Raw genomic sequence first — 12441 nt, 5'->3', positions numbered from 1 at the left:
TCTTGTCGTGCAAGATTACGAACGAACAACCAGTCGCGAAAGGCAACTGCTGTCTCAACGTTGAGCGTAAACGATGGGGGCGGTGACTTCTGTGACTCGTTCCATCCCTTCTGGGAACGACAAACCAGTGTTCGCTCTCTCCCTATCTCAACGGTCGAATGGCAGTAATGAAGACGCCATAGAACTTTTAACATAGTCGCTATTTTCACATGAAGTTAGCGCGAATTGGCCGAGGAGTGGAACCTGCGGACCTATCACTGGACAATATATTAGATACGAATGGTGTTGATGGAGGCGTGCTGAATACAGGGCGCGATTGTTGCAAGTGGTGACTGGCACGTTAGCACCACGACCGAGATGCGTCGCCACCATCGGGGCGGGCGGAAAGCAGACGGAGGACACGCCACTCGATCTTCCTGAGGCCCTCGAACGTAGAGTCGCCTGTCTCTCCCCACGGTAGAAACGCTAAGTTCCTCGCCCCCCTACACTGCATATGACTGTGGGAATCGATACCATCCAGTTTCTGGCCACGTCGGCCCATCGCGTCAGCGTCCTCGAGACGCTGGCCGACGGATCGACCGACCGTCGAGAGCTATGTGAGGCCACCGGCGCCTCCTCGCCGACCGTCGGACGGGTGCTCGCCGACTTCGAAGAGCGTAGATGGCTCGTAAGGGACGGCCCAACGTACAGGCTGACCCCTCTCGGCGAATACGTCGTCGACCGGTTCCTGGCTCTCCGGGACGCGATGGAGATCGAGGAGAAGCTCCGCGACGTCTGGCAGTGGCTGCCGGTCGAGATGCCAGGCTTCTCCGTCGACCTCTTCGCCGACGCGGTAGTCTCCTACCCTGGGCCAGGTTACCCCTACGAGCCCGTCGAGCGTCTCGGCCAGCTCATTGCGTCTACCTCGTCGTTGCGCGGGTTCGACAACATCGTCTACAAGTCCAGCAACCTCGAGACAGCCTGCGGCGCGGTCCTCGAGGGAATGACGTTCGAGTACGTGTTCACGCCCGAGGCCCTGAAGGGGATGTTCGCCTGGAACCCGGATCGAATCATGGAGCTCACCGCCTGCGAGAACGCGACCGTCCTCGTTCACGATCACCTCCCCGACGGCGACCGCTGCGGCCTCGGCATCGTGGACGACCGGGCCGGCATCTGCTGCCATGACGCCGAGACCGGGGCGCTCGTGGCGGTCATCGACACCGACGCCCCGGAGGCCCGCGAGTGGGCTATTTCGGTCTTCGAGCAGGTTCGCGCGGAGGCGACCCCGGTAGATCCCGCTGCCTTCGAATCCCGCGCGCCGTCGTAACGCCACTGGCGACGACGACGCCATTGGAGTGGTAAACCGATCAGCCGAGAGCCTCTGACGTAGCAGGCACCCGGCCTACCCGAGATTTCAAGGCGTGAAATCCTGCACGCGGCATCATTACTTCCCTCCGGCGCGTACGTTTACCAAGGAACGAAGACATGATCGAACAACACGACACCGTCATTATCGGTGGCGGCCAGGCCGGACTAGCGACTGGGTACTACCTGCAGCAGCACGACCAGGACTTCATCATCCTCGATGCGAGCGACCGCGTCGGCGACGCATGGCGGGCCCGCTGGGACTCCCTCCGGGTGTTCACGCCTGCTCGCTACTCAAGCCTGCCGGGGATGGACTTTCCGGGCTCACCGTACGCTTTCCCCACGAAGGATGAGGTGGCCGACTACCTGGAGACCTACGCCCAGCGGTTCGACCTACCCGTCGAACTCGGCGTCCGGGTGGACGGGCTGGAACGGAGCGGTGATGGCTTCCTCGTCACCGCGGGCGACCGGCTGATCGAGGCGGCCAACGTCGTGGTGGCGATGGCGAGCTACCAGGTCCCGAAGATCCCGGATTTCGCGGCGGAACTCTCCGACGACGTCGTCCAGTTGCACACGAGCGACTACCGCAACCCCGATCAGCTCCAGGACGGGGACGTGCTCGTCGTCGGGGCGGGCAATTCCGGTGCCGAGATCGCCCTCGACGTCGCCTCCGAGCATACAACGTGGCTCTCGGGCCGGGACGTCGGTCACGTGCCCTTCCACATCGACTCGTGGTTCGGCCGTCACCTGGGGGCCCCGTTCGTGATGCGCATGCTCTTTCACAGGATACTCACGACGGGGACGCCCATCGGGCGTCGGAAGCGCCCGAAGATGCTGTCCCAGGGCATCCAGCTGGTGCGCACAAAGCCGAGTGACTTGGCCGCGGCCGGCGTCGAGCGGGTGCCTCGAACAACCGGCGTTCGCGTCGGTCGCCCCATCGTCGGGGACGACGACGTCCTCGACATCGAGAACGTCATCTGGTGTACTGGCTTCCGCCCTGACTTTTCGTGGATAGACCTCCCAATCTTCGACGGGAAGGAACAGCCCAAGGAGCCCGTCCACGTGCGCGGCGTCGTCCCGGGCGAGCCGGGACTGTACTTCGTCGGCCTATTCTTCCTGTACGCGATGACGTCGGGGCTGTTTACCGGCGTCGGTAGGGATGCAGAATACGTCGTCGACCACCTGACGTCGACGGCGCGGCAGCAGTCGCCTCGTCCGAGGTACACCGGATCGGTGGACGGACTCCCACAGCAGTCGTAGTCGAGTTTTTCTGCGTAATACACCGCGCGTATCGGTCACGAGGTGACATCAAATCCGACACACCGACGGAAGGAATTTACTCCCACTGCCCTCAACGAGATCATTGACGAGACGCTGGATAGTCACGTTCGTGAGGTCTGCCGTCGAGTGAGCGGCCTCTCGGTCGTCAGCGAGCGGTTTGGCTTCGAGTTGCTCGCGGTCAGGAACCGCGCCAATGGTTCGTGAGACAAACTCGTCGCACACGCTGTTGCACTTAGTGGGAAGATGTCTGCAAGCAGCGCGAACGCGTCCTCGTGTTTGTCTCCCTCAGGAAGTTTGAGCGAGTTGAAGTCGGCGTAGGGAATGCGGAGTTTTTCGGCCTGTCCGCTCTTGTACGGGCCCATGGCGACGTAGCCGTACGCACCGCCGGCGAAGCCGGGGTTGACGTTCGTACAGAAGCCGGTATAGCCGTTCTCGCAATTCTCGCAGAACCCACACGCCACATTGAATGGGACGACGACGCGGTCGCCTTCTTCGAGGCTCGAAACCGCGTCACCTACCTCCGTAACAGTGCCCATGTTCTCATGACCGAAGATGATCCCCGGTTCCGCGGCCGTCCGTCCCTCGTACATGTGGAGGTCGGATCCGCAGATACACGTGGTCGTGATGTCAATGACGACATCGTTAGGATGTTCGATCTCTAGTTCATCGACCTCTTCGACCGCGACCTCGTGTGCACCTTTATATACGACTGCATCCATCGACATTGGTTATGTAGTGCGGTGCAGGGCGCTAAAACCTCGCCCTTCAGGGCGGGGAGACAGCGCCCGTCTTTGGTCACTTTCACTGTACGGTGAAGTCTTCGGTGCTCTCCGTGCGTCTCTCTTGGTGTCGATTCGATGGTACCTCATCGGATTCTGACAGTCCGAAAACTAGCAGTTGACTCGGTGTTTGCCTTATCAAACAAGTAAGCCCTCGGACACCCAACTGACACAAAACAACCACATAACTCCGAGTCCCGTCCGTTTCCCGGACACGATAGGAGTACCGGCTACGTGGCATAGCCAGCACCTTGTCGGGGTGCGAACCCGAAGAGACCACCGAACCAAGGACCGGCCTTGTGGGAAGCCCCGTGCTTTAGCGCGGGGAGGTTGTCACGCACCCCGTACCTCTGTCCATCGGTCGACACCAGCTTCGGCGACTTCCATATCCTGTTCGACTGCTCCACCGGACACACCGAATGCACCGACGACGTCCTCATCTTCGTCCAGCAATGGATATCCCCCTCCGAAAATGACCAGACGACCTTCGTCGGTCGTCTGGAGCCCGTACAGCGAGTTGCCGGGCTCAGAGAATTCGGCAAGTTCGTGGGTCGGCATATCTAGTGCAGCAGCCGTATAGGCCTTGTTCCGCGAAATCGAGACTGATGCTAACCACGCATCGTCCATCCGATGTTGTGCAATCAAGTTACCCTCGCTGTTCGCGACGGTGATCACCATCGGATTGTCGATTTCTTCCGCCCTCCGTTCAGCCGCATCGATCAACTCTTTCGCTATGTCAAGATTGACAGAGCGTACCATACCGGGAAATAATTACGGTTGCATCGACGTGAATATTTTGGCTCCCAATTGATTTGACTTGTTTTCGTGATCAGTGGTACTGTTAACGTACTCCCGCAGCTTCGACCGGCGGTTGTACATCACCTCTAAGACCGATTGCTTCAGCTAGTCCTGCAAATGAAGCCGCAAATCATGCTTGTCTTCAGATGATCTGTCATCTTGGAGTGGGAACCTCGAACACCGAAATGGTTTCTAGTCTTCCAGAATTGCCCCGAGTTTCTCAACTCCGTACTGGATGTCAGCTTCAGTGTTGTAAATATGGGACGAGATCCGAATCAACCCCGATCGGATGCTGAACTCGACCGGCCTGGACAGATTCTGGAGGCGCCGTTCAATTTCAGTACCCTCCATAGTTACAGGTACAACCGGTAGTGTGATCGGATGCAGGCTTTCCCAAAGTCACGGCTACTCCGGTTCGTTGAGCAAGCGATACACTTGGCCCGGCGAGCCGTCGCTCGCTACTCCTCGAAGTTCTCAAAACGGCGGTACACACTCCACTAACACATCGTCCTACTTTGCCTCAAAGCCCGGAAAAATACGTCGTACCGGATGCTTCTCGACGAACTTATCGATATGCCACGGATTCGGAACGCCATCGAACTTGAAGAACTCCCGACTCCCTCGACGTTGTGTAAGGTGTTCGACCGGCTCGGTATGGCTGTCTGGCGTGTGCTTCTCAATCTCTCGGTTACACTCCTCCCGACCAATGGCGTCGTCGGGATCGACGCCTCCGGTTTCGACCGCAGTCACGCCTCGAAACACTATACGAAGCGGGCGAAACTGACGATCCAGCAGTTGAAAGTCACGTTGTTGGTCGATACGAGAGCGAATGCGATCCTCGATCTGCACGTGACGACGACAAGAAAACACGACTCGCAGATCCCGCCGTCACTCATCAAACGGAATACCGACAAAGTGGCGACTCTCCTCGGAGATAAGGGATACGATGACCAGAAAATTCGCGCGTTAGCCCGCGAGGAGAATGTTCGTCCACTCATCAAATACCGCGAGTTCTCCTCGCTCCACAAAGCGTGGAATGCTCGACTGGACGCTGATCTCTATGGCCAGCGCAGTCAGAACGAGACTGTGAACTCCCGCCTCAAACGTAAGTATGGCTCATTTGTCCGCTCACGGCACTGGTGGAAACAGTTTCGAGAACTCACCATCACCTGCCTCACTCACAACCTCGACCGATCACTCTAATTGGTAGTACAGAGGCTGTATTCATCAAGCAGCTCAATCATGAAATCAGGAAATCGAACACCGTTCCTGCCTCTGCGGTTCAGTCTCATTTGACAACCTGGTACGTGAGGATCACGACACCTGTCCCGGTCGTTGTCGTGTCGAGGAGTTCCAAATCGGTTTGCCTGTTTCCCTCCCTGAAGAGTCGCTTACCGCTCCCCAGGATTAAGGGATGAATCATGAGGTGGTACTGGTCGACGAGATCGTGCTGCATCAGTGTCTGGACGAGTTCGCCGCTGCCCATGACCCGGAGGTCCCCACCGGTCTGTCGTTTCAGCTCGGCGACCGCCTCTGCCGCGTCCCCTTCGAGCAACGTCGAATTCTGCCACTCCACTTCGTCCAAGGTCCTTGAGGCGACGAACTTGTTGATGTTGTTCATCAAGTCGGCGAACTTGTCGCTGTTGTCCATCAAGTCGGCGAACTCCTCTTCTTCCGTCGCCGTCGGCCAGTACGCGGCGAAGACCTCGTAGGTCTTCCGGCCGAGCAGGAGGGCGTCTGACGAGGAAAGGCCGTCCGAGACCGCGTCCGCGTACACGTCGTCGAAGTACGGTAACTGCCAGCCGCTGTGTTTAAACCCTCCGTCACGGTCCTTGTCTGCCTGCATGGTGCCATCGAGCGACAGGAACTCGCTGACGACTACTCTTCTCGTTGTTTCGTCTGTATGATTTTCAGTCATTGTTGGTTTCAACCTCCACTTTAAGGTGCAGGTGAATAGAGGACCGAGCGAAGCATGTAGACGATGCCGAATCCTTTCGGCAGTTTTTAAGTAACGGGCCAACGTGCCCTTTTGTGGTGTGGTGGCATGGAAACGCGAGACAGCCGTCCCTGCGGGTGGATGGTCCTTCGAAAGGCCACTCTGCGAGTACGGACAGCTATACGTTTAAGGAGCTGGCCATGAGACGCCTGACTGTCGTCGCAGACCCAGGTGGTCGTAGACTCGTTTCTGTTTTCAACATGTTAGACTCAGAGCGTGTAAAACGCGAGTATCTGCACCATTACAATCTATTGACCGATGGGACAGTCGTCATGCTCTACCAGCTACGCGGTGACCTCGACCACGCGCGGGCGGTGTTCGACGAAAGTCCGGACGTTCTCCACTACGACATTCCCGAACAAGGAAATGGGCTCATATATCTTCATTGCGAGATGAATGAGTCCCTTGCGGGCATTCTCTCAGCACTGCAACAATCGGAGGTCATCATGACGATGCCGATAGAATTTCTGGACGACGACCGCCTGCGGGTGACCTTCATCGGAGAGCACGAGCCGCTTCAACGAATCCTCAACCAGTTGGCGGAATTCGTCGACATCGAAATCGAGCGAGTTAGCGAGTACGGGTCCGCAGACCGTCTCAGTTCGGTGCTCACCGAACGCCAGCGCGAAATTTTGACTGCGGCCGTCGAAATAGGTTATTACGAAGTCCCACGGCACGCGACGATACGGGACGTCGCCGACGCGCTGGAGTTGAGTCAGGCGACGGTCGGCGAGCACCTCCAGAAGATCGAAGCGAGAGTTCTCTCCGGAAGCGATCACTGACTTCTCGGCAATTTCCAGTCAAAAATCCGTCATCTTTTTCGACCGGAGTGCGGTTGTTGAGCGCTTGATTTGGCCGCTGATAGTTATAGTAGGAGTTGTAGGCAGCGAGCCAGCGCACAGCGGGATGACTTCACTGAACTCACGATGCTGACCACACGCTCGCACACACTGGGAGGGCAGTTTCCTCCGGTCTAAGGGGCCGCAAGGGGCGATTGATCGCGGGCCGTCGAAGGTCTGACGGTGTACAGAGAGGACTCTAGGCGTCAGGTCAATTCTCAACCAAGTCAGGGTTCCAGACGATCTCCCAGAGGTGCCCATCGAGATCCCGGAAGTATCCCGAGTACCCGCCCCAGACCCGATCACGCGGCGGTTCCGGGACTGCCGCACCGGCGTTGGCTGCCTGCTCGACGACCTCGTCAACCTCGTCCTTGGATTCAACGGTCTGGCCGATAGAGAAGGATGCACCGCCTCGTTCTGTGGGTTCAACGTTCGCATCATTGGCCAACCAGTCTTTGGGATAGAGGGCAAGGATCATGTCATCGTTGATGTCGAAGAACGCAACCGTGCTCTCGTCAGCATCATTCCCGAATATGCCCTGGAGTGGTAGCCCCAAGCCGTCCTCGTAGAACTGGGTCGAACGCTTCAGATCGGCAACTCCAAGGGTAATCACCCTAATGTGAGATTTCATCGGCACGACTCCTGGCTGAGACTACGTGCTGTTATTATTAAATCCTATTGAGTCCTTAACTGGTGCCTTCATAATCACGTCATCGGCATATCTGCGGGTCATTTGCCCCCACAATGGCATGAAGACTCCGCACGTGACAGACTACGCGTTCGCTCTGATTTTGTGGGATTCACGCTCCAATATCCGTTTCGGTGATTACTTCTGGAGAGTCGTTGGTGGGATTGTTGACTTGCTTTGCGACGTGGGTAAGCGTTCATCCGGTCGGCAGAATACGGATCGAGCAACGACTTGAGGTCCTCGCTATCACCCGTTAGCCAATGATTCTCTTCATCAGATTCGAGGACAACTGGCATTCGATTGTGGATTTCGCTAACCGTATCGTTGGGCTCCGTCGTGATGATTGTGAATGATTCTAGTATTTTCGAATCCTTCTCTTCTTCGCTTCGGCTGTCATTGGCGGCGAGGGCCTCTAAATCAGCCTGTGACGCATCTTCTGGTGGGATCCACTGCTCCCAGACTCCGACCATCGCGATCAATCCACTGTCCTCTGTCACCACCCGATACGGTTGCTTGCCGTTTCCGGTTTCCTTCCATTCGTAGAACCCGTCGGCCAGTACCAAACAGCGTCGTTTTTTGAACGACTCTCGAAAGCTGTTTTTCTCGTCGATTGTCTCGGCGCGAGCGTTGATGAGGCGATTACCAATATCTGGATCATCTGCCCAGAATGGGACGAGTCCCCAGCGTATTCATCAACCGTCTCGCGACGTTCGTTCGTGATGACTGGGAGATTTTGCCCCGGTGCAGCGTTGTATCGCGGGGGAAGGTGCGGTTGTTCGGCGACGGTACGATTCACGCAGCCCTCGAACTGAGGAACGTCGAGACGTAAAGTACAGGAGTCCATATACTCTGCTACAAGCGGTCCGGTGAGATTGAGTATTATTCGTTCGAGTTGGATGTGTTGGCGGAGTGAGTAGCGGTACTTTCACAGGTGAAGCTACCATCTGGTTCGCTACCGCACCCGTGCAAGATGCGCGCGCTGTATTTAACACGGCTGCTGAAACCTATCATCAATTGAGGGTTTCAACAAGGCCCGAATCCTCTATTTCATACCGATGGGCCTACATCGATTGTGGGGGCGGGTAGCGTTCGTCTCACTCGGAGCGAGTCTCTACCTCGGGACAGGAAGTTACGCAGCATTCGTGCTGTTCGCCGCACTGTTCGTCCTCTTGTTCCGAAAGGTCATCTGGGTACCTCTTCCGCCTATTTTCAACACTGACGCTCTCGACGATAGGTTCACTCCGGAATATCAGTTGCACGGCGTCGATAGAGAAGATCAATCCCGACCTCGATTACAGACTGGTGGTCAGAATAGCTTGTCTTATTGAAAATTATAGATTATCAATAGGTTTGTTGGGCGTGCGGAACAGATGGTGCATATCTTTCATCCTACACCCACTGGCTGGCTAGCTCGTGGTGCGCACCACCTAACGTCACATTTAGGGATGTCAAGCGCTAACACCCGTCTATGTCAGAAGACAAAACTCCGCCAAAAGACGACCCATATGAGGATGAACCGCCCCATACGTACGAATGTTTAAACTGTGGTAACCGAATCAAAGCCGATCGTCAGCCCGGCGAGTGCCCAGAGTGTGGTGGAGAGATGCGGAATATCAGCAAACCAAGTGAGAGATAGACGCTCTGTAATCAGCACGGCGCTCTTGATAGCAGTTCGGCAATGAGTTCAGTTGGTGCTAATGTTCAGACCATCACTTTGAAGATTAGAGATGAGCGGTGGTGCACACCCGAACATACCGCCTGAGTCACCAAGATGCAGACCCCACACCGTCTATCGGGAACTCATCTGTCGTCGTGTGGTCGCCCCGGATATTGACCGAATAATCCGAAAAATTACTCCACCTGCGTTCCGTCGTGGCCAATGATTCTAGGAACTTGCAATATCCACTAACTTGTTTACGGGGTGTATCTGCCCCCGAATTTCACCGTCCGGATTCTGTCGTGTATGGACATTAACGTACGCGTCACCCTGCGCCAGTTCACGTACGAGCACATCAAGCGAGTCTCCCGACAGCGGTCCGACGAGATCATCTGCAGTGAACGTTCCCTCTACCAAAACACCGTTGAACCGCCCTCGCTTCAACTCCGGTGATTGCTGTTCCGGGCTTGGATACAGCCAGACAACTACTTCGCCGTTCTCGTCAGGTGCTCCGAGGTGGATGTGCGCCATCAAAACGTTCCTGATATCGCTGACGGCAAGCGTGTAATTGATTTCGCTGCCGTTTTCGCTTAGGCCAAACAATGCGCCTCCTTGTGCAGGCGTTTCGACCGGAGGAACCTGTAAACCGCCCGCCAATGCGGCCACGTAGAAGGTCGCTCTGTCTTGCTGTGCCGTGACTGCCCCGGGAACGAACCCGGTACCGAGCGCCGCTCCAGCTCCTATTTTGAGGAGTTCGCGTCTGTCGATCATGTTTCTCCGGTCAACAATTCCGGTCAAATGTCCTTAGTTACTGACTCCGTATTACCCGGGCTTGCTAAACAATCTGTATTAAATACGAACAAGCTATCGTTACGACCGTCTCGGTCAGTAACAATGGTTCGACAGTACCGCTCATCCAGAACATTATGTGCGTCATCTGCCACAACCTATGTGTACACGTCGCAGGGATAGCCAAATCTGGCCAACGGCGGCGGACTTAAGATCCGTTCTCGAAGGAGTCCGCAGGTTCGAACCCTGCTCCCTGCACGGGGACTGTTGAGAATGGCCCTCTCAACGGAGAAACCCAGATCCCCGAGAACAATGGCCACCACGTGGTAGAGCCTGGTTTCTCGTAACCCCTCCTGTCGAGGGAATCACCAAACCATGGATCTCACACTGCAAGACCTAATCACGGTCGAGAAAAACGGAACCGAACTCGAAGTATACAACCACGTCACCGTCTCTGAACGGCACTACGTCCGCCCCACAAACAGGGAGTGAACAGGCACGGGTCGGCCTGGGAGAAAACCGGGAGGCAATTCGTAGTGTCCCGGCGGCTACGTCGGATTTAGTGTTCGTGACATCGAATCGAGGCGATGTATTCGCGTTCAGTGAGTGACCGGTGATAGGGCGGTGTGTTAGTCGATTAGTTCATCTTTCTGTTAGGGCTACCTCGGTGACCTCGGCAAGGACTTTCAAGACAATCTATCGATACATACATGCTCTATATCTTGCACACAGTTTCCGTCAGCTTCTGAGGATTTCAACAAGACTGCCCCGGCATACTTGTATTGACGAGAAGTATCGACTACTATGGTGGGCGATACTGATCCGGTGCAGCAGTGTACAGTAGCCGAACCGGTAGATCTCCGCGCTGCACTTGAGAGAGCCGCGATCGAACATCTCGACGTTGACGATCAGCGGACGATTGTAATCTATCAGCAAGCGATTCTCATGGTCATCGCAAGAGAGGGCGAGGCAACGACAGCATTGGAGTTCGATGTCGAATTCTGGAAGAAACCGCCGGACAATCCTACTCGCGACCCTGATGACCTCCTCACAGCATTTATTGATGAACTGCTAGCGACTACCGACACAACCCGCGTCGAATCGCCCTAAAGGACGAGACGTCCGCTTACTACCCGTCATCAGGGCGGATCGCTTGCTCGATGGGGCTATCGCCGCCGAAGAGCCTGATCGTTTCGCCGATCGTCTCCTCGTTCGCGAGACAGGCGACGACCGTTTGGGCGACGTCGGCACGAGGGATATCTGCTCCACCGTCGCCGCGGTATTCGAAGACTGCCGAAATGCGTCCTGTTCCCCCTTCGTCGGTGAGTGTTGTCGGCCGAAGGATCGTGGCATCGAGCGGGGACCACTCGAGATAGTCGTCAGCACATCGCTTGGCCACCCGATACGGACGGAGTGCTTCCGGCTCGGCCAGCGGCTCGCTCGCTTGGTACGCACTTATCATGACGAATCGGTCGATACCGTGCTCGACACACGCGTCGATACTCCGTCGCGCTCCCCAGAGGTCCACCGTGAGCGTCTTGTCCCAGCCGGTGTCCCCGCCGGAGCCGGCCGTGAACACGACGGCGTCGGATCCCTCGAATGCCGACGCGAACTCCCCTTCGAGGTCGCCCAAACGTGGTTCACCGCCGCGGTCGCGGACAGCATCGAACTGCGATTCGTCGCGTACGACCCCGATCGGGTCGTGCCCGGCATCCACGAGTCGGGGCAGTACCTCGCGGCCGATCCCGCCGTTCGCACCGATTACTGCGACCTGCATCGTGTATTGGAGTAACACAGTCTTGCATCAATAGGTGTTGTGGGCGTCGAACGCCATCCCAACGAAACGAGTATTCGGTCTGAAGGCGAAAAATGCGGAGACGCTGGTAGTAGCAAAGCCAATAGCTCGATGAATCGTAGGTGTGCCAGTTCGATTTGGATGGCAAAACAAAATGAGATGCACTAGACACATTACGTCATATGGTCAACCTGTGAACCGCCTCAGGGTCATGCCCCGAGGCACTCGGCCTGCTCCGCCTTTAGAGAACCCTCGAACGAAACGCACCGTCCAGACGTATCTCTCCAAGATGGTGCAGTACAACCTTCTCAAGGCAGCGAGGCACAGCCGGCGAGCGCACAGGGGCTTTCAAGAAGACGTCTCTGTTAAAATTATCACCACCTGACAAGAATGCCGTGCTGAATACAGAGAATGCTTTCAGTAATGTAGGCCCAACTCCACCCGATTTTTGGTTTCCAATACAACGAGTTCAGAA

The 12441-nt window shown here is 56.4% G+C and carries 13 protein-coding genes, 1 tRNA gene and 3 pseudogenes; 8 read left to right on the top strand and 9 right to left on the bottom strand.

The window, feature by feature from the left end; all coding sequences use genetic code 11:
• Positions 1–493: 493 nt before the first annotated feature.
• Positions 494–1306: a helix-turn-helix transcriptional regulator gene (locus LIW51_RS26710; protein ID WP_227378479.1), complete on the top strand. Its 813-nt coding sequence runs from the start codon at positions 494–496 to the stop codon at positions 1304–1306.
• A gap of 158 nt (positions 1307–1464) precedes the next feature.
• Positions 1465–2604, top strand: coding sequence for a flavin-containing monooxygenase (locus LIW51_RS26705; RefSeq protein WP_227378478.1), 1140 nt, complete (start codon positions 1465–1467; stop codon positions 2602–2604).
• A 48-nt stretch (positions 2605–2652) separates the two neighbouring features.
• Here the strand turns inward: LIW51_RS26705 and LIW51_RS40500 are convergent, their stop codons facing one another.
• From LIW51_RS40500 to LIW51_RS26695, 3 genes and pseudogenes are all read right to left on the bottom strand, one after another.
• Positions 2653–2847 carry a DUF8069 family protein gene (locus tag LIW51_RS40500; protein ID WP_497007403.1) on the bottom strand — a complete coding sequence of 65 codons (195 nt, stop codon included), beginning with the start codon at positions 2845–2847 and terminating at the stop codon, positions 2653–2655.
• A gap of 14 nt (positions 2848–2861) precedes the next feature.
• Positions 2862–3344, bottom strand: a pseudogene (locus tag LIW51_RS26700) (alcohol dehydrogenase catalytic domain-containing protein); the annotation flags it as partial.
• A 393-nt stretch (positions 3345–3737) separates the two neighbouring features.
• Positions 3738–4163 carry a GlcG/HbpS family heme-binding protein gene (locus LIW51_RS26695; protein ID WP_227378477.1) on the bottom strand — a complete coding sequence of 142 codons (426 nt, stop codon included), beginning with the start codon at positions 4161–4163 and terminating at the stop codon, positions 3738–3740.
• A 420-nt stretch (positions 4164–4583) separates the two neighbouring features.
• Between LIW51_RS26695 and LIW51_RS26690 the strand changes: the two are divergent.
• A pseudogene (locus tag LIW51_RS26690) lies at positions 4584–5405 on the top strand (IS5 family transposase).
• A gap of 85 nt (positions 5406–5490) precedes the next feature.
• On the opposite strand, the gene LIW51_RS26685 reads toward LIW51_RS26690, so the two are convergent.
• Complete coding sequence (locus LIW51_RS26685) at positions 5491–6120, bottom strand: dihydrofolate reductase family protein (RefSeq protein ID WP_227378476.1); 630 nt, start codon at positions 6118–6120, stop codon at positions 5491–5493.
• 218 nt (positions 6121–6338) lie between these two features.
• Between LIW51_RS26685 and LIW51_RS26680 the strand changes: the two genes are divergently transcribed.
• Complete coding sequence (locus LIW51_RS26680) at positions 6339–6980, top strand: helix-turn-helix domain-containing protein (protein ID WP_227378475.1); 642 nt, start codon at positions 6339–6341, stop codon at positions 6978–6980.
• A gap of 34 nt (positions 6981–7014) precedes the next feature.
• Here LIW51_RS26680 and LIW51_RS26675 read toward each other — a convergent pair.
• The 3 genes and pseudogenes from LIW51_RS26675 to LIW51_RS26665 form a co-directional block, all read right to left on the bottom strand.
• Positions 7015–7110 (bottom strand): annotated as a pseudogene (locus LIW51_RS26675) (IS6 family transposase); the annotation flags it as partial.
• A gap of 138 nt (positions 7111–7248) precedes the next feature.
• Positions 7249–7668 carry a VOC family protein gene (locus LIW51_RS26670; RefSeq protein ID WP_227378474.1) on the bottom strand — a complete coding sequence of 140 codons (420 nt, stop codon included), beginning with the start codon at positions 7666–7668 and terminating at the stop codon, positions 7249–7251.
• Between the two features lie 98 nt (positions 7669–7766).
• Positions 7767–8357 carry an SOS response-associated peptidase gene (locus LIW51_RS26665; protein WP_255767593.1) on the bottom strand — a complete coding sequence of 197 codons (591 nt, stop codon included), beginning with the start codon at positions 8355–8357 and terminating at the stop codon, positions 7767–7769.
• A gap of 35 nt (positions 8358–8392) precedes the next feature.
• Here LIW51_RS26665 and LIW51_RS26660 point away from each other — a divergent pair, with 35 nt between their 5' ends.
• Entirely contained in the window at positions 8393–8554 is a 162-nt protein-coding gene (locus LIW51_RS26660; protein ID WP_227378473.1) for a hypothetical protein, read from the top strand.
• Between the two features lie 639 nt (positions 8555–9193).
• Positions 9194–9361 carry a rubrerythrin-like domain-containing protein gene (locus tag LIW51_RS26655; protein WP_227378472.1) on the top strand — a complete coding sequence of 56 codons (168 nt, stop codon included), beginning with the start codon at positions 9194–9196 and terminating at the stop codon, positions 9359–9361.
• A gap of 249 nt (positions 9362–9610) precedes the next feature.
• Here the strand turns inward: LIW51_RS26655 and LIW51_RS26650 are convergent, their stop codons facing one another.
• Positions 9611–10153: a CHRD domain-containing protein gene (locus tag LIW51_RS26650; protein ID WP_227378471.1), complete on the bottom strand. Its 543-nt coding sequence runs from the start codon at positions 10151–10153 to the stop codon at positions 9611–9613.
• Positions 10154–10344: 191 nt separating this feature from the next.
• On the opposite strand from LIW51_RS26650, the gene LIW51_RS26645 reads away from it, so the two are divergent.
• Together LIW51_RS26645 and LIW51_RS26640 are read left to right on the top strand one after the other, a co-directional pair.
• Positions 10345–10429, top strand: a tRNA-Leu gene (locus tag LIW51_RS26645).
• A gap of 546 nt (positions 10430–10975) precedes the next feature.
• Entirely contained in the window at positions 10976–11281 is a 306-nt protein-coding gene (locus LIW51_RS26640; protein WP_227378470.1) for a hypothetical protein, read from the top strand.
• A gap of 19 nt (positions 11282–11300) precedes the next feature.
• On the opposite strand, the gene LIW51_RS26635 is transcribed toward LIW51_RS26640, so the two are convergent.
• On the bottom strand, positions 11301–11948 hold the full coding sequence (locus tag LIW51_RS26635; RefSeq protein WP_227378469.1) for an SDR family oxidoreductase: 648 nt from the start codon (positions 11946–11948) through the stop codon (positions 11301–11303).
• Positions 11949–12441: the final 493 nt, after the last annotated feature.

Origin of the sequence: Haladaptatus halobius, from assembly GCF_020618475.1 — an archaeon.
Classification (GTDB): Archaea; Halobacteriota; Halobacteria; order Halobacteriales; family Haladaptataceae; genus Haladaptatus; species Haladaptatus halobius.
Note: the sequence above shows the minus strand (reverse complement) of the source record. Positions and strands in the feature narration are given on the sequence as shown.

Coding starts and splice junctions, on each gene's coding strand:
- LIW51_RS26685 (WP_227378476.1), bottom strand. CDS start 6,120: ATGACTGAAAATCATACAGACGAAACAACGAGAAGAGTAGTCGTCAGC.
- LIW51_RS26650 (WP_227378471.1), bottom strand. CDS start 10,153: ATGATCGACAGACGCGAACTCCTCAAAATAGGAGCTGGAGCGGCGCTC.
- LIW51_RS26710 (WP_227378479.1), top strand. CDS start 494: ATGACTGTGGGAATCGATACCATCCAGTTTCTGGCCACGTCGGCCCAT.
- LIW51_RS26660 (WP_227378473.1), top strand. CDS start 8,393: ATGGGACGAGTCCCCAGCGTATTCATCAACCGTCTCGCGACGTTCGTT.
- LIW51_RS26635 (WP_227378469.1), bottom strand. CDS start 11,948: ATGCAGGTCGCAGTAATCGGTGCGAACGGCGGGATCGGCCGCGAGGTA.
- LIW51_RS26640 (WP_227378470.1), top strand. CDS start 10,976: ATGGTGGGCGATACTGATCCGGTGCAGCAGTGTACAGTAGCCGAACCG.
- LIW51_RS26655 (WP_227378472.1), top strand. CDS start 9,194: ATGTCAGAAGACAAAACTCCGCCAAAAGACGACCCATATGAGGATGAA.
- LIW51_RS26680 (WP_227378475.1), top strand. CDS start 6,339: ATGAGACGCCTGACTGTCGTCGCAGACCCAGGTGGTCGTAGACTCGTT.
- LIW51_RS26695 (WP_227378477.1), bottom strand. CDS start 4,163: ATGGTACGCTCTGTCAATCTTGACATAGCGAAAGAGTTGATCGATGCG.
- LIW51_RS26705 (WP_227378478.1), top strand. CDS start 1,465: ATGATCGAACAACACGACACCGTCATTATCGGTGGCGGCCAGGCCGGA.
- LIW51_RS26670 (WP_227378474.1), bottom strand. CDS start 7,668: ATGAAATCTCACATTAGGGTGATTACCCTTGGAGTTGCCGATCTGAAG.